This is a genomic window from Delftia sp. WSY_7 (assembly GCF_043104845.1).
Taxonomy (GTDB): Bacteria; Pseudomonadota; Gammaproteobacteria; order Burkholderiales; family Burkholderiaceae_C; genus Comamonas; species Comamonas tsuruhatensis.
The window spans coordinates 460,948-486,972 of the sequence record NZ_JBICLB010000005.1; the positions used below are offsets into that span (position 1 = coordinate 460,948).

Sequence of the window (26,025 nt, forward strand, 5' to 3'; positions counted from 1 at the left end):
CCCCAGGCCCACCCGCCTCGTTCAGCCCTGCCAGCGCCGGAGCACCAGCGAGGCGTTGACGCCACCAAAGCCGAAGCCGTTGACCAGGGCATGCTCCATGGCCCAGGGCCTTGCCGCGCCGGCGATCAGGTCCAGCCCCTGGGCCAGGGGATCGGGCTCCACGAGATTGCGCGTGGCCGGCGCCATCTGGTCGCGCAGCGCCAGCACCGTGAAGATGGCCGCCACCGCGCCCGCCGCGCCCAGCAAATGGCCCGTGGCCGACTTGGTGGAGCTGATTGCCACGCCGCTGCCCTCGCCAAACAGGGAGCGCATGGCTGCCAGCTCGCCCCGGTCGCCCACGGGCGTGGAGGTGGCGTGGGCATTGAGGTACTGCAACTGATCCGGCGACAGCCCGGCCATGGCCAGCGCCTGTGCCATGCTGCGGCACGCGCCGTCGCCATCTTCCGGGCCCGAGGTGATGTGATAGGCATCGGCACTGGTGCCGTAGCCCACCACTTCGGCCAGCGGCACAGCGCCACGCGCCAGGGCGTGGTCCAGTCCCTCCAGCACCAGGGCGCCCGCGCCCTCGCCCATGACAAAGCCGTCGCGGCCCGCGTCGAAGGGGCGTGAGGCCTCTTCGGGCCGGTCGTTGTATCCCGTGGAAAGGGCCTTGGCCGCCGCGAACGCACCCAGGCTCACGCGGTCGATGGCCGCCTCGGCGCCGCCGCACAGCGCCACATCGGCCTCGCCCGAACGGATCATGCGCAGGCCGTCGCCCAGGGCCTGCACGCTGGCTGCGCAGGCAGTGACCGGCGCACCCAGCGGGCCCTTGAGCCCATGGCGTATCGACACATGCCCGGCCGCGAGATTGACCAGGAAAGACGGTACGGTGAAGGGCGACAGGCGCGACACCCCCCGGCTGTCCGTGGTGCGCACGGCCTGGGCAATGGCGCCAAAGCCGCCGATGCCCGAGCCAATGATGCAGGCCGTGCGCGTGCGCTCCTGCTCGCTGGCCGGCGGCCAGCCGGCCTGGGCCAGGGCCTGGTCCGAAGCGTCCAGCGCCAGCGGGATGAAGCGGTCCATCTTGCGCTGGTCCTTGAGCGAGACCACGGCATCGATGTCCCAGCCGCCTTCCGGGTCGCAGGCCAGGTCGGGCACCTGGCCTGCCACCTGACCCGGCACATCGGGCGCCAGATCCTCGGGCAGCCGGCTCAGGCCCGATGCGCCGGACAGCAGCCGGCGCCAGGCCAATTCAGTGCCCCGCCCCAGCGGCGAGACCATGCCCATGCCCGTGATGACCACGCGGCGTGCGAGAGGACCCGTGCTCATGAACGCTCCCTGATGGACCATGCAGAGACTGCAGCGCGCACGGGGCACAGGCTGCTCGGGATTGAAGAGGCGTTCATCGGTTCTTCCCTGTAGAGTGCACAGCCCCTGCCGCAGATGGTGAGCATTGCCTGCAGGGACGGACTTATGATGATGGTCGTCATCATAAACGCATTTTGATGACAACCATAATCATTGGACAGTGCACATGAAAGTCACGAAAGCCCAGGCCGCGCAGAACCGGCAGGACATCCTCGAAGCCGCTGCGCGGCTGTACCGCGAGCACGGGCTGGACGGCGTCGGCGTGGCCGAGGTGACGCGCGGCGCGGGGCTCACGCACGGCGGGCTCTATCGCCACTTCGAATCCAAGGACGCGCTGGTGCGCGAGGCCTGCGCACGCGCCTTCGACTGGTCCATCGCGCCGCTGGACGGCCTGCAGGGTGAACAGGCCGGCAGCCTTGCCGCGCGCGTGCAGTCCTATCTGTCGCCGCAGCACCGCGACAGCCCCGGCGAGGGCTGCCCCGCTGCGGCGCTGGCCGTGGACGTGGCTCGGGCAGGTGGTGATCTTTCAGCGGTGTTCGCCGAAGGGGTGGAGCGCAACATCGGCAGGTTTGCGCGCGTGATCGGCACACTTGGCGACGATCAGGCACCCGATGCCGCACAGCGCGCCCAGGCCATGGCCATGCTCAGCAGCATGGTGGGCGCCCTGGTCCTGGCACGTGCCACGGTCGCCGCCAATCCAGCCTTGTCCGACGAGATCCTGGAAACGGTAAAGGCCCACCTTCTTGCGATCGAGGGACAGCCCCGCTGACCGGCTCCGCCTGCGCTATACGTCCTGCGAAGGCAGCGGCATGGCCTGCTCGATCAGGCTGGCGTGCAGGGCAGCGCCCAGCGGCAGCACCTCGTCGTTGAAGTCATACCGGCTGCTGTGCAGCGGCACCCCGGGCTGGGCGCCCGTGGATTGCCCCAGGCGCAGGTAGGCGCCGGGTTTGTGCTGCAGCATGAAGGAAAAATCCTCCGCACCCATGCTGGGCTCCAGCTGCCGGTCCAGGTTCTCCACGCCCACCAGCGCCTGGGCCACGTCGGCCGCAAAGGCGGCCTCCGTGGGGGAGTTGATGGTGGCGGGATAGATGCGCTCGTAGTTGACCTTGGCCGTGGCACCCAGCCCCAGCGCCACCGCGCTGCACAACTCCTGCAGGCGCTGCTCGACACGGTCTTGCACGGCGGGATCGAAGGTCCGCACGGTTCCCACCAGCGTTGCCGTGCCCGGCATCACGCTGAAGGCGCCCAGGTCCCCGGCCTGCACGGCGCACAGGCTGATGACGGCGCTGTCGATGGCGCGCACATTGCGCGAGACGATGCTCTGCACCGCCGTGGTGATGTGCGCGGCCGCCAGCACCACGTCCACCGTCTGATAGGGATGGGCGCCGTGGCCGCCGCGCCCCGTGATCTCGATGGTGATGCGGTCGGCCGCCGCCATCATCGCGCCCATGTTGATACCGACGGTGCCGGCGCGCATGGCGGGCCAGTTGTGCATGGCGTACACGGACTGCATGGGAAAGCGGTCGAAAAGCCCGTCATTGATCATGGCCCGCGCGCCGCCCCGTCCTTCCTCGGCAGGCTGAAAGACCAGCACGGCCGAGCCGTCGAAACGCCGTGTCGCAGCCAGGTAGCGGGCGGCGCCCACCAGCATGGCCGTATGGCCGTCATGCCCGCAGCCGTGCATCAGCCCCTGCTTGCCCGATTTCCAGGGAAATTCGTTGTGCTCGACCATGGGCAGTGCATCCATGTCGGCACGCAGGCCCACCATCGCTCCCGAGCTATGCCCCTGGCCACGGATCACGGCCACCAGGCCCGTGGTGCCCAGGCCTTCGTGGATCTCGTCCACGCCGCATTGCCGCAAGGCCTCCTTGACGCGCGCCGCCGTGAAGCGCTCCTCGAACCCCAACTCAGGATGCGCATGCAGCTCGCGGCGCAGCGCCGTCAGCTCGGGGTGGTACTGAGCGATCTGGGCAAAGACCCGACCGCCTGCCCTGTATCGAGTGGCTTCCATCGCCTTGGTTCTTTCGCTTCATTGGCCTGCGCATTACCTTAACGCAGGAAATCGCGCCCGCCCACCGTCAGCCCATCGACAGGAAACAAAAAGGCCTCCCGAAGGAGGCCATCCGTTGCGCAGACGCCGCGTGTTCAGAAGCGATGGCGCAGGCCGACGGTGAAACCCGTGCGCTTGGTGGCGCCATTGGCGTCGAGCATCACGCCCGAGCCACCGCTGGTCTTGGTGTGGTCCAGGGCCACATAGGCATCGGTACGCTTGGAGAAGGCGTAGTCGACCACCGCCACCAGGAAGTCCGCCTTGCCATTGAAATTGCCCGTGCCCGAGCCCGACTGCTTGGCATGGTAGTAATGCGCGCCCACATTGATCTGGGGCGTGATCTGGTAGCCGAAGCCCATCTTATACATCTGGCGCTTGTTGGCGTCGCCGGCCACGAAGCCGCCGTTGGACGAACCCGTCCAGAAGGAGTTGAGGATGGCCTGGTCGAATCCACCGCCTGCGGTTGCCGCCGGGAATGCGTCCTTGCGCTTGTTCAGGCCGTAGCCCAGGTTGACGTACCAGGGACCCACGCGGTAGGAGCCGCCCAGGGTATAGGCATCGACCTTGGTGCCGGCCGGCAGCGTCGTGCCCAGGTAGCCGGCGCCTGCGGAAATGCCGCTTTGCGAGTAGCGCAGATAGCCGCCGGCCGTCTTGATGGCGCCACCGGGCACCACGCCAGTGCCGACCTTGTCGAAGGTGTTGTTCTCGTCGAACGAATACTGCAATGCGCCGCGCACGGGGCCGAACTCGGCCAGGTACTTGACCATGTTGCTGGCGCGCGCGCCCATGGACATGCCGATTTCAGGCTTGTAGGCCTCCATGTACGGCGAATACGGGAAGGAGGCATAGGTGGACGTCACCAGATCGAACAGCATGTTGTACTGGCGACCCAGGGTGATCTGGCCGAAGCTCTTGCTGCGCAGGCCCACCCAGGATTGCTGGAAGTAGCTTGCCGCAGCCTGCTCGCCGGTGTCGGTGAGGAAACGGGCTTCCAGGTTGGCAATGGCTGCCAGACCGCCGCCCAGGTCCTCGGTGATGTTGATGCCCCAGCGGCTTTGCGACATGCCGCCGCCGATCATCTGGGTCTTGCCGCTCTTGGTCGGGCCTTCATTGGTGGTGTGGCGCACGCCGGCATCGACGATGCCGTACAGCTGCACGCTGCTTTGCTGGGCGAATGCTGCCAAGGGTGCCGTTGCTGCCAACACCGCCAGTGCCACGCTCTTTTTCACGAATGAAGAATTCATTGTGTTGTCTCTCTCTTGTTAACGATTGGTTGGTGGAAATTTCATTCTAGAAACGCTTTTCCCGCCTCGTCACCGTTGGCACAAGCACAACACAGGTCTTTCCCTAGCACAAAACAAAAGAGCCAGTCCGAAGACTGGCTCTTTTTTGCTTCAAATGGCAACTGGCTTACGCCAGCCGTTCATTAGAAAGCGTGGCGGATACCGACTTGCACGCCAGTCTGGCTTTCGCCAGCGGCAACTGCGCCGTTGTACACGCCCTTGGCTTGCAGACCCAGAGTCGAAGAATCCTTGTTCTTCAGGAATGCCAGGTTGCCGTACAGAGCAGTGCGCTTGGACAGGTTGTGGACATAGCCCAGGGTGATCTGGTGAGCCTTGGAGTCGATGGCCTTCTGGTCGTACAGAGCGTATTGCAGCTTGACTTCGCCCACGCCGCCCACGGGAGCGGAAGCACCCAGCATGTAGGAGTTGAACTTGCCGCTATCGCCCAGAGCCTTGTACTTGGTCTGCTGAATCAGGCCAGACAGCTTGGCGACGCCAAAGTTGTACGAAGCGCCCAGAGTCAGCTCGTCACGGTCAGCAGCAACGCGGGGGATTGCGATGGCGTTGATCGTACCGCCGCCCAGGAACGTCTTTTGCTGAGCCAGGCCCAGGCTCACGCTCAGAGGACCATTGTCATAAGCGACGTAGCCACCAATGTAGCGACCCACGTTGCTGGCAGAACCAGCGACGTTGTTGCCGTTCACGACAGCAACGGTGTTCTTTTCATCAAATGCGTAGCCGATACCTGCATTGAAACCACCGAAGTTCGGGGTGTAGTAGGCGATCAGGTTGTTAGCGCGGATGCCGTTGTCATCGCCAACGGTCGGGCTTTGGCTACCAGCAACGTTGCCCCAGTTACGGAAGCCCATGAACTGGCCGATACCGGTGGCGCTGAACAGGTCGTAGCGGGTCAGCTTTTGGAAGGTCGGCACTTGATCGCGGCCCAGGCGCACTTCACCGAAGTTGCCAGACAGGCTCACGGTCGAACGACGCTTGAAGTCGAAGCCGCTGCCACCGGTGTCACCGAAGATTTCGCCTTCCAGCCAGAAGCCGGCCTTCAGGCCGCCACCCAGGTCTTCCGTGCCACGCAGGCCCAGACGGCTCGTGGAAGAGCCGCTGGTGCCCAGGCCGTACACGCTGTCGCCCGCTTGGTTCTTGTTCACGTAAGCAACGCCAGTGTCGACGATACCGAACAGGGTCACGGAGGATTGAGCCATTGCGGCGCCGGAAGCAGCCAGCACTGCCAGGGCAATCAGAGATTTTTTCATTACGAGTTACTCCAAGGTTTAGAAGGGCGCCGGTCGTGAGGAAGAGAGGCTTGGCCTGAGGCTCCACCGGTTTCCCGCGCCAACCTCCTGGTGGGGAAGTTAGGGCCTATTGCACCAGACCGCCGCTGCCCATGCAAAGAAATTCACCCACAAACGGGCTTGAACCCCCGTTTTTCGTTGCACTGCCGCAACAAACCTGCAGACCAACACAATCAGGCCCAACCCGAACATCGCGCCGGCCTTGTTGCGCTCGCACAAAGAGAGGGCATGTCGTCCTGGTGTACCGTTCAGACCCTGAATTTGCCAAGATTTTCCGCTCTAGGGACCGCCCATGGACAAGATACTGACTGCCGCCGATGCGGCGCTTCGCACCCTGTTTGCACAGCCTTCCGCGGCCGAGCGCTCTCCCGCCACCGGCATCGCGGAGGGTGAGCTGACCGAGGCACAGCGCCGCCTGTCGGGCGCCTTGATGCGCGTCAATCATGTCGGAGAGGTCTGCGCCCAGGCGCTGTACAACGCCCAGGCCATGGTGACGCGCGACATGGTGCTGCGCGAGCATCTGCTGGAGGCGGCCCGCGAGGAAACCGACCATCTGGCATGGACCCGCGACCGGCTCAACGCCCTGGGCGACCGACCCAGCCTGCTGAACCCGCTGTGGTTCGCCGGGGCATTCGCCATCGGCGTGGTGGCCGCCAAGATCAGTGACGCCGCCAGCCTGGGCTTCGTGGCGGAGACCGAGGAGCAGGTTTCCGCCCACCTGGAATCCCATCTGGGCCGTCTGCCTGAGGAGGACCGCCCTTCGCTGGCCGTGGTGGCCCGCATGAAGGACGATGAGGAGCGCCATGCCGCCGCTGCGCGTGAAGCCGGCGCGCTGGAGCTGCCGCCGCCCGCCCGCGCCTTGATGCGCCTGGCCGCCAAGGTCATGACGACTACCGCTCACCGCATCTGAGATCCGAAGCTTCTGAAACGACGGGAGCTGCATCCAGCCAAAAAAGAAGCGGGCCCGGCCCGCTTTCTTCATTCTTGCCGAGTCCCTGTCGAGGCACGGACCCAAGCACCAGATACCTCAGGCCTCGACGATGTCGAACCCCGTGGTGATCTCGGCCGTCTTGCCCAGCATGATGGTGGCCGAGCAGTATTTGTCGTGGCTCATGGCAATGGCCCGCTCCACCGCACCCGCTGGCAGGCCGGTGCCGCTGACGGTGAACTGCATGTGGATCTTGGTGAACACCTTGGGATCGGTGTCCGCGCGCTCCGAAGTGAGCTTGACGCTGCAGCCTTTGACCGCGTGCCTGCCGCGCTTGAGGATCAGCACCACGTCGTAGGCCGTGCAGCCGCCTGCGCCTGCCAGCAGCATTTCCATGGGGCGGGGTGCCTGGTTCTGGCCTCCATTGGCAGGATTGGCCGCATCCGGCGCCCCGTCCATATTGACCACATGGCCGCTGCCCGTTTCCGCCACGAAGCCCATGCCCGAGCGCATGCCGGTCGTGCCGCCTGTCCAACTCACTGTGCATTCCATTGTTGCGTCCTCAAAAAACTGTTGCTATTTTGCATCAACTACACAAAAACCCTGATTTTGTTGCAACGCAGCACCTGCCGTGCATACAATGCACCCAAGCGTTATCTGAAGGGTTAACCCGGACACCCCTCCAGATGGACTGCAGATTGTGAACCAACTTCACCCTGCATCGCACCAGTTGTCTCCTCCACCTCCTCTATTGGTGGATTCAGCCCCCGGCTTTACAGCCTGGGGCTTTTTTTTGCCTTTGTCGTCCCTGGCCCAGCCTGGACGCTGCACTGCAGCATGAGTCACAAGCGCCTATGATGGCCGCCTGACACCGACGGGCCGCCTCCCGGCCTGCTGCTCTCCAGCCTTTCGCCGACGATGAACCACCCCCTGACCCCTGCCGACTACCTGACCAAGATCCTTACCGCGCGCGTGTACGACGTGGCCGTGGAGTCGGACCTGGAGCCCGCCAAGGCGCTGAGCCGCCGCCTGCACAACAAGGTGCTGCTCAAGCGCGAGGACCAGCAGCCGGTGTTCAGTTTCAAGCTGCGAGGCGCCTACAACAAGATGGCACACCTGTCCGCCGAGCAGCTGGAAAAGGGCGTGATCTGCGCCTCGGCCGGCAACCATGCGCAAGGCGTGGCGCTGGGCGCACGCAAGCTCGGTTGCCGCGCCGTGATCGTGATGCCCACCACCACGCCGCAGGTCAAGATCGATGCGGTACAGGCGCTGGGCGGCGAGGTGGAACTGGCCGGGGAAAGCTATTCCGACGCCTACAAGCACGCCGTCAGGCTGCAAAAGGAAAAGGGCCTGACCTTTGTGCACCCCTTCGACGATCCCTATGTGATCGCCGGCCAGGGCACGATTGCCATGGAAATGCTGAGCCAGCTGCAAAAGCTGGGCAGCCCGCGCCTGGATGCCGTATTTGTCGCCATCGGCGGCGGCGGCCTGATCTCGGGCGTGGCCAACTACATCAAGGCCGTGCGCCCCGACGTGAAGGTGATCGGCGTGCACACCAAGGATTCGGACGCCATGCTGCAGTCCGTGCGCGCTGGCCGCCGCGTGGAGCTGGCCGATGTGGGCCTGTTCGCCGACGGCACGGCCGTCAAGCTGGTGGGCGAGGAGACCTTCCGCATCGCCCAGGGCCTGGTGGACGACTACGTGGTGGTCGATACCGATGCCGTCTGCGCCGCGATCAAGGACATCTTCGTGGACACGCGCTCCATCGTCGAGCCGTCCGGCGCCCTGGCCGTGGCGGCGATCAAGCAGTACGTCGCGAAGAACAAGACCAGGGGCGAGACCTATGCCGCCATCCTGTGCGGCGCCAACATGAACTTTGACCGGCTGCGCTTCGTGGCCGAGCGTGCCGAGGTGGGCGAGGAGCGCGAGGCGCTTTTTGCCGTGACCATCCCCGAGGAACGCGGCAGCTTCAAGCGCTTTTGCGAAGTCGTGGGCAAGCTGCCTGGCGGCCCGCGCAACGTGACCGAGTTCAACTACCGCATCAGCCACGAGAACAAGGCCCATGTCTTCGTGGGCCTGACCACGGCAGCGCGCGGCGAGTCCGAGAAGATCGCCAGGAACTTCGAGAAGCAGGGCTTCGAGGCGCTGGACCTGACCTTCGACGACATGGCCAAGGAGCATCTGCGCCACATGGTCGGCGGCCATTCGCCGCTGGCGCAGGAAGAGCGCCTGCTGCGCTTCGTCTTCCCCGAGCGCCCCGGCGCACTGTTCAAGTTCCTCAGCCTGATGGCGCCGACCTGGAACATCTCGCTGTTCCATTACCGCAACCAGGGCGCGGACTACGGCCGCATCCTGGTCGGCATGCAGGTGCCCGCCAAGGATGGCCGTAAATTCGACGCCTTCCTGAGCAATCTGGGCTACCCCTGGGTCGAGGAAACCGGTAACCCTGCCTACCAGCTCTTCCTGAAGTAGGCCCCGCCTCGGCTGTCCAGACATGCAGCCCATACGCCATTTCCTGCTGGCCCTGCAGTTCTTCAGCCGCATTCCGGTCACCGGGCGGCTTGCGGCCTGGGCCGGCTGGAGTCCGGCAATGCAGCACGCCAGCGTGGCCCATCTGCCGGGCGTGGGCTGGCTGGTTGGCGCCTGGGGCGCGGCGTGGCTGCTGGCCGCAGGCTGGCTGCTGGCACCCAGCCCCTGGATGCCTCTGGTGGCTGCCGTGCTGTCCACCGTGGCCACGCTATGGATGACAGGGGGCTTGCACGAGGATGGATTGGCCGATGTGGCCGACGGCCTGGGCGGCTTTGTCCCGCCCCAGCGCGCGCTGGAAATCATGAAGGATTCGCGCCTGGGAGCCTACGGCGCCATGGCGCTGGTGATGGCGCTGATGACCAGGATCTCCCTGGTCGCGCTGCTGGTCGACATTCGCGTGCAATGGGCGGCCTTGCTGCTGTGCAGCATCCATGTGCTGTCGCGCATGGCGCCGCTGGCCCTCATGCAATGCCTGCCCTATCTGGGCCAGGCCGCCCACTCCAAGGCCTTGCATGCGGCTGGCAGGCCGTTGAGCGCCAAAGGCCTGGTCACGGCAATGCTCTGGAGTCTCCCCGCCCTGGCGCTGCCGGCGTGGCTGGCGGACCTGCCGCTCGTCATCGGCCTGGTCCTGCCCGGCGCCCTGGTCACGGCCGCCATGGTGCGCTGGCTGCGCCGTCGCCTGGGCGGCATGACGGGCGATTGCCTGGGCGCCGCCCAGCAGGTCTGTGAACTGGCCATGCTGCTGGGCGCCGCCGCTGTGCTGATGCGCATGCAATGAACGCTCTCCCCACGCCGCGCCTTTGGCTGGTACGCCATGCCCGCCCCCTGGTGGAGCCCGGCACCTGCTATGGCCGGCTCGACATGGAGGCCGACGCCCAGGCCACGGCCGATGCAGCGCAGGCCCTGCACCTCGCCCTGCCTGCGGATTGTCTGCTGGCGCATTCGCCACTGCGCCGATGCCATCAATTGGCACGGGCCCTGCAGGCACTGCGGCCCGGCCTGGCATCGGCGGCGGACAGCCGCCTGCTGGAGATGGACTTCGGCGAGTGGGAAGGCCAGCCATGGGATGCGCTGGACCGCAGCGCCATCGATGCCTGGGCGGCAGACCTTGCCGGGCACGCGCCGGGCCGGGGAGAGTCCCTGGCCGCCATGCTGCGCAGGGTGGACGAGGCCTTGCAGCAGGCAAGGATGTACTCGAAGGACGACGGCGCCGGGAGCGACATCGTCTGGATCACCCATGCCGGCGTGGCGCGCTGCGTGCAATGGCTGATGCGTGAAGGCAACGCCCTGCCTCAGGCGGCCCAGTGGTCGCTGCCGGCGCCTGACTTTGGCGGCTGGCTGGTATTGGAACTGCAGCCGCCGCACTGACCGGACTCAGCGCTTGTCGGGCAGGGACAGCTGCAGCGTGATGGAGGCGGGGCCATCGACGCTGGGCCCCAGGCGCGCCTCGCGGCCCGAGACCGACTGCAGCACCACGCCCTCTTCCACGGCACGCCCCACGCGAAACGGCTTGGCCGGCTGGTTGCCCACGGCGATGACCGCCGCGCCGCCGCCGCTGTCGCGACCGGCCAGCACACCCACCAGCGCATAGCGCGAGACCACAGGCGCCGCGACCGGCACAGCAACACCCTGAGCAGCGGCCACGCCCCCCAGGGCCTGCGCCAGCGCGGGCGCATCGACCTGCAGTGCCTCGGGGGGAGCCGGTGGCACGGGCGCCCCCGCGCCGCCATTGCCCAGGCGCATGGCCCAGAAAGCCACGATGCCGGCCGCCAGCAGCCAGAGCACGAATGTGGCCGCCTTGACGTGCCAGGTCCGGGCCTGGCCCCGGTTCAATGAAAGTGTCACCATCGCGCGATTATGATGGAGCGATATGTCCAATTTGCTGCACCGTTCCATGACCAGCCTTCCCCGCCGTCCGCTGCCTGCCCTGCGCACCGCCGTCCAGCGCGGCTTCACGCTGATCGAGCTGATGGTGGTCCTGGTCATCATCGGCGTGCTGGCGGCCCTGATCGTGCCCAACGTGCTGGACCGCGCCGACGATGCCCGCGTCACGGCTGCACGCACCGACATCACCAACATCTCCCAGGCGCTCAAGCTCTACCGCCTCGACAACCAGCGCTATCCCACGGCCGAGCAGGGCCTGCAGGCGCTGATCATCCGTCCCACGAGCGGACCGCTGCCCAACAACTGGAAGCCCTATCTGGAAAAGCTGCCCAACGATCCCTGGGGCCGCCCGTACCAGTACCTGAATCCGGGCATCAAGGGCCCCATCGACATCATGTCCTTCGGTGCCGACGGCCAGGCCGGCGGAGAGGGCAAGGATGCCGACATCGGCAGCTGGCAGTAAGTCGATGGCCCGGGCGATGGCCCGCAAGCGCCGCGCTGCACCGCACCACAGGCCCGCACTCCCGGCGGGCCTGCCTGCTCTCATGCCCCACCAGACGGTTGCGCCCACCCTGACCACTCCTTCGCGCGGCTTCACCCTGCTGGAACTGCTGGTGGTCATCAGCATCATGGCGATTGCCGCTGCCGGCGCAAGCCTGTCTCTGCGCGACAGCGGGCAGGCCCAGCTGGAACGCGAGGCCGAGCGCCTGGCCGCACTGCTGGAATCGGCCCGCGCACAGGCACGAGCCAACGGCGTTCCCGTGCGCTGGCGGCCCATGCCGCAGGGCTTTCGCTTCGAGGGACTGCCGGCCAGCGCGCAATTGCCTTCGCAATGGCTGCAGCCCGGGGTGCAGGCACAGCCGGCGACGCCGCTGATCCTCGGCCCCGAGCCACTGATTCCTCCCCAGTCCGTCACGCTGACGCTGCGCGACTCCAACAGCCCGCCGCTGCGCGTGGCCACGGATGGACTGCGGCCCTTTGCCGTGCAATCCCTGCCATGACAGGCATCCACGGACCACGCCGCAGGCACGGCGCGCCAAGGCGCCTGCCGCACGGCTTCACGCTGATCGAGGTCCTGGTGGCCCTGGGCATCGTGGGCATTGCCCTGATGGCAGGCCTGCAGGCCACATCGGCCCTGACTCGCAATGCCGAGCGCCAGTCCGAGGTGCTGCTGGCCCAGCTGTGCGCGCAAAACGAACTGGTGCGCCTGCGCCTGTCGCGCCAGATGCCGCCCGTGGGCGACAACAGCTTCACTTGCGAGCAGGGCAGCCGGCAGCTGCAGGTCCAGCTCAGCGTGCGCCCCACGCCCAACCCCAGCTTCCGCCGCGTGGATGCCCTGGTCGTCACGGCCGAGCATCCGGTGCTGCGGGTATCGACCATCGTGGGCCGCTTCTAGATGCGTTTGCGCCCTTTCTCCCGCGCGCAAGGCTTCACCCTGGTGGAGCTGATGGTGGCCATCGCCGTCATGGCCCTGCTGGCCCTGGTGAGCTGGCGCGGACTGGACAGCATGGTGCGCTCGCAGGAGACCATTCGCGCGCGCAACGAGCAGCAGATCGTGCTGCAGACCGTGATCGCCCAGTGGAATGCCGACCTCGAAGCACTGATGCCGCTGGAGCACGCCCAGGTCATCGACTGGGATGGCCAGGTGCTGCGCATGACCCGCAAGAGCAGTGCCGCCGTGGACGATGGCGCCGTGGTCGTGGCCTGGGCCCGCCGCCAGACAGCCGGACGCGACCAGTGGCTGCGCTGGCAGTCGCCACCGCTGCGCACGCGCGCCCAGTGGCGCGAGGCCTGGAACCAGGGGGCGCAATGGGGACGCAATCCTTCGGACGACCAGCGCCGCCGCGAAACCGTGCTGCTGCCCCTGGACCAGTGGCGCCTGTACTACTACCGTGACAACGCCTGGAGCAACCCGCAGTCCAGCGGCTCGGACAACGGCACGGGCACGCCCAATCCACCATCCGGCGGCACCAACAGCAGCGCACAGCTGCCCGCGATTCCTGACGGCATACGCGTCGAACTGACCCTGCCGCCCGACAGCGCCGTCCCCGGCCGCGTCACCATGGACTGGGTCAACCCCCTGCGATCCAACAGCCGATCATGATGCGCGCACCCCGCACCCTGCCCGTCCGCCGCCGCCATCGCGGCGTGGCCCTGCTGGCCGCCATGCTCACGGTCACGCTGGTCGCCACCTTTGCCGCCACCGCGCTGTGGCAGCAGTGGCGCAGCGTGGAGGTCGAGACCGCCGAGCGCAACCGCATGCAGGCCGCCTGGATTTTGCTGGGTGCGCTGGACTGGTCGCGCGTGGTGCTGGCCGAGGATGCGCGCACCAGCCTGCAGGTGGACCACCTGGCCGAACCCTGGGCCGTGCCGCTGCAGGAGGCGCGCCTGTCCACGTTTCTTGCGGCGCAGAACAACGTCAGCCAGGTCGATGACGGCATGGCCGACATGCAGGACGCCTTTCTCTCGGGCCAGATCATCGACCTGCAGTCGCGCCTGAACCTGCGCAACCTGCTGGGCGCGCCCGACAAGCCCGAAACCCTGCGCCCGCTGGCACGCCTGCTGGAACGCCTGAACCTGCCGCCCGCCTATGCCGCCCAGATCGTCCAGGCCCTGCGCGCAGCGGCCACCGCCGGCGAGGGCGCGCAGTTCCTGATGCCGCGCACGCTGAGCCAGTTCGGCTGGCTGGGATTGCCGCCCGAGGTCGTCTCGCGCCTGGAGCCCTACATCACCCTGCTGCCCGAGAACACGCCCGTCAACCTCAACACCGCCAGCGCCGAAGTCATCTGGGCCAGCGTGGAGGACCTGACCTGGTCCCAAGCCAGCCAGCTGGTGCAGCTGCGCGCATCGCGCCCGCTGCGCAGCCTGGCCGATGCCTCTAACGCGCTGGGCCTGCCTCAGAAATTCGAGGGACAGAACCTGTCGGTCGCCACCAGCTTCTTCGAGGCGCGTGGCCGCATGCGCCTGGGCGAGATCGTGGCCAGCGAACGCTCCATGTTGCGGCGCAACAACATGACAGTCACTACCATCTGGCGCGAGAGGGGGGACTGGGGATTGCCCGAAGCTCCCGCGCCGTGACAGATGCCTGTCACACTCGGCCCCTACAATGCCCGCTTCCGTCCATGAGCACCTTGATTCTTCATCTGCCTGCGGGCCCCGCTGGCGAATACGCCTACGCACTCAGCAGCGACGGCCTGCGCGCCGACCGGCATGGCCACGCCGCAGCAGGCCTGCTGCCCGATCCTGGCCGCACCGGCCAGACGGTTGCCGTGGTGCCGCACCAGGCCTTGTCCTGGCATCTGGTCAGCCTCCCCCATGGCGTGCCTACGGGGAGCCGGCGTGGACATGTGCGCCTGCGTGCCGTGCTCGACGGGCTGCTGGAAGAGCGCCTGCTCGACGACCCCTCCCAACTGCATCTGGCGCTGCAGCCTCAGGCACGCGCGGGCGAGCCCTGCTGGGTTGCCGCCTGCGACAAGGCCTGGCTCCATGCCCATCTGCAGGCCCTGGAGTCCGCAGGCCGGCCCGTGGGCCGCATCGTGCCCGAATGCCCGCCCCAGTCCACGCCCCAGCTGTGGGCCGTGGGCACGCCTGAATCGGCCTGGCTGCTGGCCACCGGCCTGAGCACGGCCCCGCAAGGCATGGACTCGCTGGCCTGCCTGCCGCTGCGCACCGACAGTGCCGACCCCGCCATGCTGGCCGCCCTGCTGCAGGCCCTGCCCCCCGACACCCCGATCCAGGCGGACCCGGCGCTGGCCCGCGCCGCCGAGGCCCTGCAGCGCCCCGTCAGCCTGCTGACGGACGCCCAGCGCGGCCTGGCGGCCCGCGCACAAAACTGGGACCTGGCGCAGTTCGACCTCGACCTGGGCGGCGGCAGCCGCACCCGCCGACGCATGCTCGACGGCTGGCAGAGCTTTCTGCGCGCGCCGCAATGGAAGGCCGCGCGCTGGGGTGCCGCGCTCGCACTGCTGGCCCAGGTGGTGGGCCTCAATGCCTGGGCCTGGACCGAAAACCGCGCCATCGCGGCCAAGCAGGTCCAGGTGCGCTCCACGCTGGCCACCAGCTTTCCGCGCGTTCCCGTCATCGTCGATGCGCCCGTTCAAATGCAGCGCGAAGTCGCCACGCTGCGCCAGAGCGCCGGCGCGCTGACGCAGGGCGACCTGGAACCCCTGCTGGCCGCCGCATCCCGGGCCCTGCCTGCCGGCCAGTTGCCGCAGGCCATGGACTACCAGGACCGTCAGCTGCGCCTCAAGGGCGTCTCGCTGGAGGCCGAGGCACTGGAGCAGGCACAACAACATCTGGCCGGCAGCGGCCTGCGACTGCAGCGCGACGGTGCCGACCTGCTGCTTGCCCAGGAGGCCCGGCCATGAACATGCGCGCATCCCGCCAAAGCCTGGCCCCACTGCGCGCGCGCTGGAATGCCCTGGCGCCACGTGAACAGAACATGACGCTGCTGGCCGGTGGCGTGGTGGCACTGGCCCTGCTGTGGTGGCTGGCCCTGGCCCCCGCCCTGCACAGCCTGCGCACCGCGCCCGAACGCCATGCCCAGGCCGACCGCCAGTTGCGCCAGATGCAGCTGCTGCAGGCCGAGGCCGAGCAGCTGCGCAGCAACGCACGCCCCGTGGTCGGCGATGCCAAGGCGCTGCTGCAAAGCTCGCTGTCCGCCGAACTGGGCGCCTCCGCCCAATTGAACTGGATGGGCGACCGCGCACAGATCACGCTCAAGGCCGCACCCGCCGCCGCGCTGGCGCGCTGGCTGGCCCAGGTCCGCAGCAACACGCACGCCGTTCCGGCCGAGATGAAGCTGGCCCGCAGTGCATCTGCAAGCACTGCCGCCGCCTCCGGCGCGGCAGGCGGTGCCGATGCCGTGCGCTGGGATGGCAGCCTGGTGCTGGACCTGCCCGTCGATCCGTCGCGGGCGCCTTGAGCATGCAACGCAAGCCCCGCTCCCAGCCTGTCCTGCGCTCACCGCGCGGGTGGGCGCTGGCAGGCGCCCTGTGCGGCCTGGTGGCCACCACCGTCGTCTGGGCGCCCGCCGCCTGGCTGGCACGCGGCGTGGATTCCGCCACACAGGGCCAGGTACTGCTGCTGCAACCGCGCGGCACGCTGTGGAACGGCTCGGCCTCCCTGGCCTTCACCGGAGGCGCCGGCAGCCGCGACCGCACGGCCCTGCCCACGCGGCTGGAATGGACGCTGCGCCCGCGCCTGGACGGCGCCCGCATTCAGCTGCGCAGCGAATGCTGCACACCCACGCCCGTGGTGCTGGACCTGCTGCCGCGCTGGCAGGGCCTGAGCGCCGTGGTGCACGACAGCGACACGCGCTGGCCTGCCTCGCTGCTGTCCGGCCTGGGCACGCCCTGGAACACGGTGGACCTGCAAGGCCAGCTGCGGCTGGCCACGCAGGCCCTGCAACTGCAATTGCTGTGGCAATCGGGGCGCTGGCGCAGCGACGGCAGCACGCGGCTGGAGGCGCTGGCCGTATCCTCGCGGCTGTCCCCTCTGCGCCCGCTGGGCAGCTACCGGCTCGACATCCTCGGGGGCGACAGTCCGCAGCTGCAGCTCAGTACCCTGACCGGCGACCTGCGCCTGAGCGGCCAGGGCCAATGGGTAGGCCAGCGGCTGCACTTCCAGGGCGAGGCCTCGGCCAGCCCCGAGCGCGAAACCGCGCTGTCCAACTTGCTCAACATTCTGGGACGGCGCCAGGGGCCCCGGTCCATCATTTCCTTTGGTTGATCCATGACTCAGCAGCACACGACCCCGTTCTGGCGCAACACCCTGCACACGCTGGCCGTCAGCGCCATGCTAGCCTGCACCGCTGGCACCGCCCAGGGCCAGCAGACCAATGCACCGGCCGGCGCCACGCCCAGCCTGCGTCCGGGCGAGCCTGTGACGCTGAATTTCTCGGGTGCCGACATCGAGGCCGTCTCGCGTGCCATCGGCGCCATCACCAACCGCAACGTGGTGGTCGACCCCCGCGTCAAGGGCCAGATCACGCTGCTGACCGACAAGCCCGTGCCGCCCGCCACCGCCTACCAGCAGTTCCTGGCCGCGTTGCGCCTGCAGGGCTTCACCATCGTCGAATCGGCCGGCCTGTACAAGGTCATCCCCGAAGCCGACGCCAAGCTGCAGGCCAGCGAGGTGGCCGTGGGCGCGGGCCGCAGCAGCACCGGCAGCCAGATCGTCACCCAGATCTTCAAGCTCAACTACGAGAACGCGGCCAACCTGGTGCCTGTGCTGCGCCCCCTGATCAGCCCCAACAACACCATCAACGTCAACCCGGGCAACAACTCGCTGGTCATCACCGACTACGCAGACAACCTGCAGCGCATCTCGCGCATCGTGGCGACCATGGATGTGTCCAACGCCACCGATGTCGAAATCATCCCGCTGCGCCATGCCGTGGCCACCGACATGGTGGCCCTGGTCTCGCGCCTGATCGAAGGCGGCACGGCCAGCCCCGGCGGCCTCACCGTGACCGCAGGCGGCGCCAATATTCCGGGACAGAGCGACAACGCCTTCAAGACCTCGCTGATGGCCGAGCCGCGCAGCAACTCCATCGTGCTGCGCGCGGCCAACCCGGCACGCCTGGCCCAGGTGCGCTCGCTGATCGCGCGGCTGGACCAGCCCGCCATGAACGGCGGCGGCGACCAGGGCAACATCCACGTGGTCTATCTCAAGAACGCCGACGCCGTGGCGCTGGCCGCCACCTTGCGCGCCGCCATCGGCGCCCAGGCCACGGCCGCCGGCACGGCCAGCGGCCAGCCCGGTGCGGGCGGCACCCTGCCGCAGGGCGGCGGCATGTCCTCCATCCCCACCTCGCAGCCCGTGGTCTCGCGCGACTCCAGCGGCACGGCATCCATGGGCATGGGCTCGTCCTCGGGCCTGGGCAGCGGCGGCGGGGGCGGCGCGCTGGGCGTGGCCCAGCAGCCCTCCACGGGCGGCATGATCCAGGCCGATCCTTCGACCAACTCGCTGATCATCACGGCACCGCCGCCCGTCTACCGCCAACTGCGCGCCGTGATCGACAAGCTCGACGGCCGCCGCGCCCAGGTGCTGATCGAAAGCCTGATCGTCGAAATCAAGGACAACCGGCTGGCCCAGTTCGGCATCCAGTGGCAGGCCATGCTCAGCAACAACGGCCGCGTGATCGGCACCCTGGGCACGAACTCCAATGTGGCGGGCGCCAACATCCTGAACCTGCTCGGCCTGGTCAAGGATGGAGGCCTCGACGGCAGCGCCATCACGGGAGACACGTTGTCCAGCCTGAGAGGCACCAACCTCGGCTTCACGCAGCGCGTCAACGGCAAGGACACGCTGGGCTTTCTGGCCAACTTCCTGCAAAACAGCGGTGACGCCAACATCCTGTCCACGCCCAACCTGATGACGCTGGACAACGAGGAGGCGCGCATCATCGTGGGCCAGAACGTGCCCATGGTCACGGGCTCGTACGCCAGCAACTCCACGGGCGGCACGGTCAACCCCTTCACCACCGTGGAGCGCAAGGACGTGGGCCTGATGCTGCGCGTGCGCCCGCAGATCAACGAGAACGGCACGGTGAAGCTGGCCGTGTTCCAGGAAGTCTCCTCGGTGGACGAGTCCACGCGCAAGGACACCAACGGCCTGACCACCAACAAGCGCTCCATCGAGTCCAACGTGCTGGTCGAGGACGGCAACATCGTCGTGCTCGGCGGCCTGATCGACGACAACTACTCCCAGGCCGAGGACCGGGTGCCTCTGCTGGGCGACATTCCCGTCGTGGGCAACCTGTTCCGCAACACCAACCGCAAGCGCAACAAGACCAACCTGATGGTCTTCCTGCGCCCCGTGGTGATGCGCGATGCGACTGCGACCAACCAGGTCTCTTCCGAGCGCTACGAAGCCATCCGCGCGCAGCAACAGAGCCTGCAGCCCGAGCCCAGCGCCCTGCTGCGCTCGGTCAATGCCGCGCCCGTGCTGCCCACGCTGACGCCGCAGCCGGACCCCGGCTCGTTCACCAACCCGGCCGCCATCGTCAACGTGCCGGGCGCCAGGCCCGAGCTGATCGACTTCACCCAGCCGCAGCCCGCCGCGCCCGCCCCCGTGCCGGCCGCTCCCGGCGCGCTCTGAGGCAGGAAGGCCCCATGCGCTACCCCCTGCCCTATGCGTTTGCGCGCACCAGCCAGCTGCTGATCGAGGACGACGGCCACGAGCCCCTGCTCTGGCACGGCCCCTCGCCCGACTGGCAGGCCCTGTCCGAAGTCCAGCGCAGGCATGCGGTGCAGCGCTGGCAGATGCTGGACGCGGGCACGCTGGCCCACCGCATCAGCGCCGCCTACTCGCAGGGCGAGTCCAGCGCGGCCCTGGTGGTCAGCGAGGTCGAGTCCGACGCCGACCTCTCGCGCATGATGCAGGAGCTGCCTGCGGTCGAGGACCTGCTGGAGACGGCCGACGACGCGCCCATCATCCGCATGCTCAACGCCCTGCTCACGCAGGCCGCGCGCGACGGTGCCAGCGACATCCACATCGAGCCCTACGAGCGCCATTCCAGCGTGCGCTTTCGCGTGGACGGCGACCTGCGCGAAGTCGTGCAGCCCAACCGCGCACTGCATGCAGCGCTGATCTCGCGACTGAAGATCATGGCCGACCTGGACATCGCCGAAAAGCGCCTGCCCCAGGACGGCCGCATCAGCCTGCGCCTGGGCACGCGCGCCATCGACGTGCGCGTCTCCACCCTGCCCAGCGCCCACGGCGAGCGCGCCGTGCTGCGCCTGCTGGACAAGAGCGAGAGCAAGCTCAGCCTGGAGGCCGTGGGCATGCAGGGCGAGACGCTGAGGCGATTCACCCACCTGACGGCCCAGCCGCACGGCATCGTGCTGGTCACCGGCCCCACGGGCTCGGGCAAGACCACCACGCTGTATGCGGCACTGTCGCGCATGGACGCCAGCCACAGCAACATCATGACGGTGGAGGACCCCATCGAGTACGAGCTGGCCGGCGTGGGGCAGACCCAGGTCAACGCCAAGATCGACCTGACCTTCGCCAAGGCCCTGCGCGCCATCCTGCGCCAGGACCCGGATGTGATCATGATCGGCGAAATCCGCGACTTCGAGACCGCGCAGATCGCCATCCAGGCCTCGCTGACCGGCCACCTGGTGCTGGCCACGCTGCACACCAACGATGCCTCCAGCGCCGTCACGCGCCTGATCGACATGGGTGTGGAACCCTTCCTGCTGTCGTCCTCCCTGCTGGGTGTGCTGGCCCAGCGCCTGGTGCGCAAGATCGACACCACCGAGCCCAGCGGCTACCGGGGGCGCACCGGCATCTTCGAGATGCTGGTGGTGGACGACACCATCCGCGCGCAGATCCACCGCCAGGCCAGCGAGGCCGAGATCCGCGACACCGCGCTGGCCGCGGGCATGCGCCTGATGCGCGACGACGGCGAGCGCCTGGTGCGCGAGGGCATCACCACGCCCGAGGAAGTGCTGCGCGTCACGCGCGACTAGGCGCAGGCGCCCACGCCCGACCCTGCGCAGCACGGGGCATCCCTGTTTGCCACAATGGTCGGCATGTTGGAATCCCTACGCGCCTGGAGCGCTCCCTATGGCGGCGACCTGTTCCTGTGGGTCGCCACGCTGAGCCTGATCAGCTACATCGCCCTGTGGTGGTTCAAGTCACGGCTGTCCACCAGCCAGCTGCGCCGCGTCATCCGCCTGTCGGCGCTGGTGGCGCTGCCGCTGTCCTGGCTGGCCATCCAGCAGGGCGAGAACCATCTGGCGGCAGCCATCCTCCCCCTGGTCTGGTGCGTGGTGCTGGGCATCACCTGCGCGCGGGAAATGTCCAGAAGAAACTGAGTGCGCGAACGCGCACCAGGAATGCCCTGGCGCGGCAAGGCCCGCGCCGCCCCCACCCACCGTGAACTGGAAGTTGGAACCTGCCATGACATCATTCAATGAAGTCCGTCTGTCCATGCTCGACCTCGTGGCCGTGCGCGAAGGCGGCACCGTCGCCGAGGCCCTGGACATCGCGCTGGCCACGGCCCGCAAGGCCGAGGCACTGGGATTCGAGCGCTACTGGCTGGCCGAGCACCACAACATGCCCGGCATCGCCAGCTCGGCCACGGCCGTGCTGATCGGCCACATTGCAGGCGGCACCTCGAAGATCCGCGTGGGCTCGGGCGGCATCATGCTGCCCAACCATGCCCCGCTGGTGGTGGCCGAAGCCTTCGGCACGCTGGCCGAGCTGTACCCGGGCCGCATCGACCTGGGCCTGGGCCGTGCGCCCGGCACCGATGGCGCCACCATGCGCGCACTGCGCCGCGACCGCGTCGAGACCGAGGAAGACTTCCCGCGCGACGTGATGGAGCTGCAACGCCTGCTGGCCCCGGCCACGCCGGATCAAAAGCTGGTGGCCACGCCCGGCGCGGGCACCAACGTGCCGATCTGGCTGCTGGGCTCCAGCCTGTTCTCGGCCCAGCTCGCAGCCCATCTGGGCCTGCCCTACGCCTTTGCCTCGCACTTCGCGCCGCGCATGCTCTACCAGGCCGTACAGCTGTACCGCAGCCTGTTCAAGCCGTCGGCCCAACTGGCCAAGCCCTACGTGATCGTCGGCGCACCCGTGATCGCCGCGCCCACCGATGACGAGGCCGAGTACCTGGCCAGCAGCACCTACCAGCGCGTGCTGGGCATCATCACGGGCCGGCGCGGACTGCTGCCGCGCCCCATCGAGAACTACGCGGCCCAGCTCGGCGAGCAGGAGCGCCGCGCCATCGGCGACTTCCTGGCCGTGGCCTCCATCGGCGGCCCGGACAAGGTGCGCACGCGCCTGCAGAAGCTGCAGGCCGACACCGAGGCCGACGAGCTGATCCTGGTCAGCGACGTGTATGACCGCGACCTGCGCCTGCGCTCGCTGGAGATCACGGCCGGCGTCATGGGCCGCTGAAGGCATGAGCCGCTCCGCCCGGCTGCTGCAGCTGATCGACCTGCTGCGCCGCGCGCGCCTGCCCCAGGCCGGGCCGGTGCTGGCCCGGCAGCTGGACGTGAGCCTGCGCACCCTCTACCGCGACATCGCCACCCTGCGCGAACAGGGTGCCGCGATTGCGGGCGACCCGGGCGTGGGCTACGAGATGCGGCCCGGCTTTCTGCTGCCGCCGCTGATGTTCACGCCCGATGAGCTGGAAGCCCTGCTGCTGGGCGCGCGCTGGGCCAGCCGCCAGGCCGACCCCGAGCTCGCCCAGGCCGCCACCGCCGCGCTGGACCGCATACGCAGCGCGCTGCCGCTGGAGCTGCGCATCGAGGTGGACACCAGCGGCCTGCTGGTGCCGCCCATCTGCCACGAATCCGTGACCGAGCCCTGGCAGACCGCGCTGCGCCTGGCGATACGGCGCCAGCACCGGGTGCTGCTGCACTACACGGATGAGAAGGGCCAGCCGACCGAGCGCCGGATCTGGCCTTTTGCCATGGCCTTCTTCGACCAGCGGCGCATTCTTGCGGCCTGGTGCGAACTGCGCCAGGACTTCCGCCATTTCCGCGCCGACCGCGTGCGCTCCGTCACCGATCTGCAGGAACGCTATCCCGACCACCGCAGCGGCCTGATCGAACGCTGGTCGCGGCAACTGGGCTACACGGTCCGCTGACACCACTGCTGACAAAAACTGTCAGCATAGCCTCCTACAGTCGCTCCCATGGCCTTCTCGCCATGCATTCAAACCACTGGGAGCCTTCATGAACGACTCGATCAAGCCGCTGCGCTTTTACTTCCACCCCCGCTCGCGCGCCGTCATCGCGCGCTGGATGCTGGAGGAATGCGGCGCCCGCTATGAGCCCGTGCGGCTGGAATACGGCAGCACCATGAAGGCTGCCGACTACCTGGCTGTCAACCCCATGGGCAAGGTCCCCGCCCTGGTGCACGGCGAGACCGTGATCACCGAACAGGCCGCCATCCTTGCCTATCTGGCCGACATCTTCCCCGAACGAAGGCTCGCACCGGCCGTGGACAGCCCGCTGCGCGGCGTCTACCACCGCTGGATGTTCTTCCTGGCCGGCCCCGTCGACGCCTTGATGACAGCCAAGAGCCAGGGCCACCTGGAGCAGCAGACGGCCGACCAGGCCATGTCCGCCGGCTATGGCCGCTATGACGACGTGGTGCAGACGCTGCGCCAGGCCGTGGCCGGCAGGCGCTACCTGTGCGGCGACCAGTTCACCGCCGCCGACGTGCTCATGGCCAGCTACCTGCGCTGGGGGACGATGATGAAGCTGCTGCCCGCGCTGCCCGAGTTCAGCGACTACGGCCAGCCGCTGATGGAACGCCCGGCCTCGCTGCGCTCCATCCAGCTCAACGAAGCGGACCTGGCCGCCCAGCCGGCATAGGCACCTCCGGGACCTGGGGACGAGGCCCGAGACGGCCTCGCCATCCAGCCGTCACCGGCAGCGGCTACCATCGGGGGTTGGATCGCCGCCTGGCGTTTCCTGAACGCCATCCTTCCCCAGCCCCTCCCGACTCCCGCCGCGCATGCCTGCCTTTTCCTTCGAAGCCCTGGATGCACAAGGTCAGACCCGCAAGGGCACGATCGAAGCCGACAACGCGCGCGCCGCGCGCAGCCAGCTGCGGGCCCAGGCCCTGGTGCCCATGGCCGTGGAGATCGTGGCCTCGGGTTCCGCGTCCGGCCCGCAGGGCGGCGCCTCGCGCTGGCTGACCCGTCCCGTCCTTGGATCCACAGGGCTCACCGTGTGGACGCGCCAGATGGCGGGTCTGGTCGGGTCAGGTCTGCCCATAGAGCGCGCCCTGGCCGCACTGTCCGAAGAAGCCGACGACCCGCGCCAGCACCACCTGGTGGCCGCGCTGCGCGCCGAGGTCAATGCAGGCTCCACCTTTGCCCGGGCACTGGCCCAGCATCCGCGCGAGTTCTCCGACATCTACTGCGCCGTGATCGGCGCCGGCGAGGCCAGCGGCAGCCTGGGCCCGGTGCTGGAGCGGCTGGCCGACGACCTGGAATCGCGCCAGGCACTGCAGTCCAAGCTCATTGGCGCAGCCCTGTATCCGGCCATCGTGACCCTGGTGGCCATCGTCATCGTGCTGTTCCTGGTCAGCTACGTGGTGCCGCAGGTGGCCAGCGTGTTCGCGGGCACCAAGCGCGCCCTGCCCTGGCTCACCGTGGCCATGCTGGCGCTCAGCGACTTTGTGCGCAGCTATGGCTGGGCCGCGCTGGTCGCCCTGGTGCTGGGCGCCGTGGGATTCCGGCTGTCCATGAAGAACCCCGTGCTGCGCGAGCGCTTCGACGCCTGGTGGCTGCGCCTGCCGCTGATCGGCCGGCTGGCGCGCAACTACAACGCGGCACGCTTTGCCGGCACGCTGGCCATGCTGGCGGGCGCAGGCGTGCCCATTCTCAAGGCCTTGCAGGCCGCCGCCGAAACGCTGGGCAACCGCGCGCTGCGCGCCGATGCCATGGACGCGCTGGCCCTGGTGCGCGAGGGCGCGCCGCTGGCCTCGGCCCTGGCGCAGAAAAAGCGCTTCCCGGGCCTGATCTCCATGTTTGCCCGCCTGGGCGAGCAGACCGGCCAGCTGCCCGTGATGCTGCAGCGCGCGGCCAACCAGCTGTCCACCGAGGTGCAGCGCCGCGCCATGCACCTGGCCACCATCCTGGAGCCGCTGCTGATCGTGGCCATGGGCATGGTCGTGGCCCTGATCGTGCTGGCCGTGCTCATGCCCATCATCCAGCTCAACCAGTTCGTCAAATAGCGACAAGCGCCAAGCCATGCCCGTGACCCTGCAAGACAAGCTGGTCGTTGCCATCTCATCGCGCGCACTGTTCGACTTCGAGGAAGAGAACCGGCTGTTCGATGCGGGCGACGAGCAGGCCTACATGCGCCGCCAGCTGGACCTGGTGCACCAGCCGGCACGCCCGGGCATCGCCTTCCCGCTGGTGCGCAAGCTGCTGGCCTTCAATACGCCCGAAGTGCAGCGCGTGGAGGTGATGATGCTCTCGCGCAACGACCCGGCCAGCGGCATGCGCGTGTTCGCCTCGGCCAAGGCGGCCGACATGCACATAGAGCGCGGCGTGTTCACGCGCGGGCGCGATCCGTTTTCCTACCTGCGGCCGCTGGGCGCCCACCTGTTCCTCTCGGCCAACGAGGTCGATGTGCGCAGGGCCCTGTCCATCGGCTTTCCCGCGGCGCGCGTGATGGTCGACTCCACGCCCGCAGGCGACCGCTACCCGCAGGAAGTGCGCATTGCCTTCGACGGCGATGCCGTGCTGTTCTCCGACGAGGCCGAGCGCATCTACCAGCAAGGCGGGCTGCCGGCCTTTCTGCGCCATGAGGTCTCCCATGCCGCCACGCCCCTGGGAGAAGGGCCGTTCAAACCCCTGCTGCAAGCCCTTCACCGGCTTCAGCAGCAGGCGGACTCGTCCCAGACCATGCGCATTCGCACGGCCCTGGTGACGGCGCGCAGTGCGCCGGCGCACGAGCGCGCCATCCGCACATTGCTCGATTGGGGAATCACCGTGGACGAGGCCATGTTCCTCGGCGGCCTGGAAAAAGGCCCCTTCCTGCGCGAGTTCGAGCCGGATTTCTTCTTCGACGACCAATCGGGCCATGTCAGCTCGGCGGCCCGCCATGTGCCCGCAGGCCATGTGAACAGCGGCGTCTCCAATCCGGACGCCGATCCGCTGAAGTAAACAATTGCAAAGGGCGCACAGCCCTGGCTTGCAGACACCGGTTCCATGCC

27 protein-coding genes are annotated in these 26,025 nt (G+C 68.1%); 21 read left to right on the forward strand and 6 right to left on the reverse strand.

Features of this window, described 5'->3' with window-relative positions; genetic code table 11:
• Positions 1–21 precede the first annotated feature (21 nt).
• Entirely contained in the window at positions 22–1,308 is a 1,287-nt protein-coding gene (fabF, locus tag ACF8ME_RS03415; protein WP_392415245.1) for a beta-ketoacyl-ACP synthase II, read from the reverse strand.
• Positions 1,309–1,513: 205 nt separating this feature from the next.
• Here fabF and ACF8ME_RS03420 point away from each other — a divergent pair, with 205 nt between their 5' ends.
• Positions 1,514–2,116 carry a TetR/AcrR family transcriptional regulator gene (locus ACF8ME_RS03420; protein WP_016448719.1) on the forward strand — a complete coding sequence of 201 codons (603 nt, stop codon included), beginning with the start codon at positions 1,514–1,516 and terminating at the stop codon, positions 2,114–2,116.
• 15 nt (positions 2,117–2,131) lie between these two features.
• Here the strand turns inward: ACF8ME_RS03420 and ACF8ME_RS03425 are convergent, their stop codons facing one another.
• The 3 genes from ACF8ME_RS03425 to ACF8ME_RS03435 form a co-directional block, all read right to left on the reverse strand.
• The gene (locus ACF8ME_RS03425) at positions 2,132–3,358 is read right to left on the reverse strand and encodes a M20 aminoacylase family protein (protein WP_392415246.1); all 1,227 of its coding nucleotides are present in this window, start codon (positions 3,356–3,358) and stop codon (positions 2,132–2,134) included.
• 134 nt (positions 3,359–3,492) lie between these two features.
• Positions 3,493–4,641 carry a porin gene (locus ACF8ME_RS03430; RefSeq protein ID WP_392415247.1) on the reverse strand — a complete coding sequence of 383 codons (1,149 nt, stop codon included), beginning with the start codon at positions 4,639–4,641 and terminating at the stop codon, positions 3,493–3,495.
• A 182-nt stretch (positions 4,642–4,823) separates the two neighbouring features.
• The gene (locus tag ACF8ME_RS03435; RefSeq protein WP_392415249.1) at positions 4,824–5,948 is read right to left on the reverse strand and encodes a porin; all 1,125 of its coding nucleotides are present in this window, start codon (positions 5,946–5,948) and stop codon (positions 4,824–4,826) included.
• Positions 5,949–6,279: 331 nt separating this feature from the next.
• On the opposite strand from ACF8ME_RS03435, the gene coq7 reads away from it, so the two are divergent.
• Complete coding sequence (gene coq7 / locus ACF8ME_RS03440; RefSeq protein WP_392415251.1) at positions 6,280–6,897, forward strand: 2-polyprenyl-3-methyl-6-methoxy-1,4-benzoquinone monooxygenase; 618 nt, start codon at positions 6,280–6,282, stop codon at positions 6,895–6,897.
• A gap of 117 nt (positions 6,898–7,014) precedes the next feature.
• On the opposite strand, the gene ACF8ME_RS03445 is transcribed toward coq7, so the two are convergent.
• Positions 7,015–7,467 carry an OsmC family protein gene (locus ACF8ME_RS03445; protein ID WP_016448724.1) on the reverse strand — a complete coding sequence of 151 codons (453 nt, stop codon included), beginning with the start codon at positions 7,465–7,467 and terminating at the stop codon, positions 7,015–7,017.
• A 366-nt stretch (positions 7,468–7,833) separates the two neighbouring features.
• On the opposite strand from ACF8ME_RS03445, the gene ilvA reads away from it, so the two are divergent.
• Genes ilvA through ACF8ME_RS03460 form a run of 3 tightly spaced genes read left to right on the forward strand, consistent with a single transcriptional unit; the run spans position 7,834 to position 10,812 of the window.
• A complete protein-coding gene (ilvA, locus tag ACF8ME_RS03450) occupies positions 7,834–9,387 on the forward strand; it encodes a threonine ammonia-lyase, biosynthetic (protein ID WP_392415253.1) in 1,554 nt (517 codons plus the stop codon).
• Positions 9,388–9,409: 22 nt separating this feature from the next.
• Positions 9,410–10,222: an adenosylcobinamide-GDP ribazoletransferase gene (locus ACF8ME_RS03455; protein ID WP_392415255.1), complete on the forward strand. Its 813-nt coding sequence runs from the start codon at positions 9,410–9,412 to the stop codon at positions 10,220–10,222.
• Positions 10,219–10,812, forward strand: coding sequence for a histidine phosphatase family protein (locus ACF8ME_RS03460; protein ID WP_392415256.1), 594 nt, complete (start codon positions 10,219–10,221; stop codon positions 10,810–10,812). Before ACF8ME_RS03455 ends, ACF8ME_RS03460 begins: the two co-directional genes overlap by 4 nt.
• 6 nt (positions 10,813–10,818) lie before the next feature.
• Here ACF8ME_RS03460 and ACF8ME_RS03465 read toward each other — a convergent pair whose 3' ends face one another.
• A complete protein-coding gene (locus ACF8ME_RS03465; RefSeq protein ID WP_016448728.1) occupies positions 10,819–11,292 on the reverse strand; it encodes a type II secretion system protein N in 474 nt (157 codons plus the stop codon).
• Between the two features lie 22 nt (positions 11,293–11,314).
• Here ACF8ME_RS03465 and gspG point away from each other — a divergent pair, with 22 nt between their 5' ends.
• From gspG to ACF8ME_RS03545, 16 genes are all read left to right on the forward strand, one after another.
• The gene (gene gspG / locus ACF8ME_RS03470) at positions 11,315–11,791 is read left to right on the forward strand and encodes a type II secretion system major pseudopilin GspG (RefSeq protein ID WP_016448729.1); all 477 of its coding nucleotides are present in this window, start codon (positions 11,315–11,317) and stop codon (positions 11,789–11,791) included.
• A gap of 82 nt (positions 11,792–11,873) precedes the next feature.
• Positions 11,874–12,329: a GspH/FimT family pseudopilin gene (locus tag ACF8ME_RS03475; RefSeq protein WP_016450872.1), complete on the forward strand. Its 456-nt coding sequence runs from the start codon at positions 11,874–11,876 to the stop codon at positions 12,327–12,329.
• On the forward strand, positions 12,326–12,724 hold the full coding sequence (gene gspI, locus ACF8ME_RS03480; protein ID WP_016448731.1) for a type II secretion system minor pseudopilin GspI: 399 nt from the start codon (positions 12,326–12,328) through the stop codon (positions 12,722–12,724). Before ACF8ME_RS03475 ends, gspI begins: the two co-directional genes overlap by 4 nt.
• The gene (locus tag ACF8ME_RS03485) at positions 12,725–13,432 is read left to right on the forward strand and encodes a prepilin-type N-terminal cleavage/methylation domain-containing protein (protein ID WP_043790035.1); all 708 of its coding nucleotides are present in this window, start codon (positions 12,725–12,727) and stop codon (positions 13,430–13,432) included.
• Positions 13,429–14,406 (forward strand): type II secretion system minor pseudopilin GspK, encoded by a 978-nt coding sequence (gspK, locus tag ACF8ME_RS03490; protein WP_016450870.1) that lies wholly within the window; start codon positions 13,429–13,431, stop codon positions 14,404–14,406. Before ACF8ME_RS03485 ends, gspK begins: the two co-directional genes overlap by 4 nt.
• A gap of 44 nt (positions 14,407–14,450) precedes the next feature.
• The gene (gene gspL / locus ACF8ME_RS03495) at positions 14,451–15,695 is read left to right on the forward strand and encodes a type II secretion system protein GspL (RefSeq protein ID WP_043790034.1); all 1,245 of its coding nucleotides are present in this window, start codon (positions 14,451–14,453) and stop codon (positions 15,693–15,695) included.
• Positions 15,692–16,252, forward strand: a complete 561-nt coding sequence (gene gspM / locus ACF8ME_RS03500; protein WP_392415259.1) for a type II secretion system protein GspM — start codon at positions 15,692–15,694, stop codon at positions 16,250–16,252. The genes gspL and gspM overlap by 4 nt, the downstream gene beginning before the upstream one ends.
• A gap of 2 nt (positions 16,253–16,254) precedes the next feature.
• A complete protein-coding gene (gspN, locus tag ACF8ME_RS03505; RefSeq protein ID WP_392415260.1) occupies positions 16,255–17,058 on the forward strand; it encodes a type II secretion system protein N in 804 nt (267 codons plus the stop codon).
• Between the two features lie 3 nt (positions 17,059–17,061).
• On the forward strand, positions 17,062–19,431 hold the full coding sequence (gspD, locus tag ACF8ME_RS03510; protein ID WP_392415261.1) for a type II secretion system secretin GspD: 2,370 nt from the start codon (positions 17,062–17,064) through the stop codon (positions 19,429–19,431).
• A 14-nt stretch (positions 19,432–19,445) separates the two neighbouring features.
• Positions 19,446–20,807 (forward strand): GspE/PulE family protein, encoded by a 1,362-nt coding sequence (locus tag ACF8ME_RS03515; protein ID WP_016448738.1) that lies wholly within the window; start codon positions 19,446–19,448, stop codon positions 20,805–20,807.
• 63 nt (positions 20,808–20,870) lie between these two features.
• Complete coding sequence (locus ACF8ME_RS03520; RefSeq protein WP_223275171.1) at positions 20,871–21,155, forward strand: hypothetical protein; 285 nt, start codon at positions 20,871–20,873, stop codon at positions 21,153–21,155.
• A gap of 85 nt (positions 21,156–21,240) precedes the next feature.
• The gene (locus ACF8ME_RS03525) at positions 21,241–22,242 is read left to right on the forward strand and encodes an LLM class flavin-dependent oxidoreductase (protein WP_016448739.1); all 1,002 of its coding nucleotides are present in this window, start codon (positions 21,241–21,243) and stop codon (positions 22,240–22,242) included.
• 4 nt (positions 22,243–22,246) lie between these two features.
• Positions 22,247–22,936 (forward strand): YafY family protein, encoded by a 690-nt coding sequence (locus ACF8ME_RS03530; protein WP_016448740.1) that lies wholly within the window; start codon positions 22,247–22,249, stop codon positions 22,934–22,936.
• An 88-nt stretch (positions 22,937–23,024) separates the two neighbouring features.
• Positions 23,025–23,669, forward strand: coding sequence for a glutathione S-transferase family protein (locus ACF8ME_RS03535; RefSeq protein ID WP_209671120.1), 645 nt, complete (start codon positions 23,025–23,027; stop codon positions 23,667–23,669).
• 142 nt (positions 23,670–23,811) lie between these two features.
• Entirely contained in the window at positions 23,812–25,038 is a 1,227-nt protein-coding gene (gspF, locus tag ACF8ME_RS03540) for a type II secretion system inner membrane protein GspF (RefSeq protein WP_013800646.1), read from the forward strand.
• Between the two features lie 16 nt (positions 25,039–25,054).
• On the forward strand, positions 25,055–25,975 hold the full coding sequence (locus tag ACF8ME_RS03545) for a 5'-nucleotidase (RefSeq protein WP_203400404.1): 921 nt from the start codon (positions 25,055–25,057) through the stop codon (positions 25,973–25,975).
• Positions 25,976–26,025: the final 50 nt, after the last annotated feature.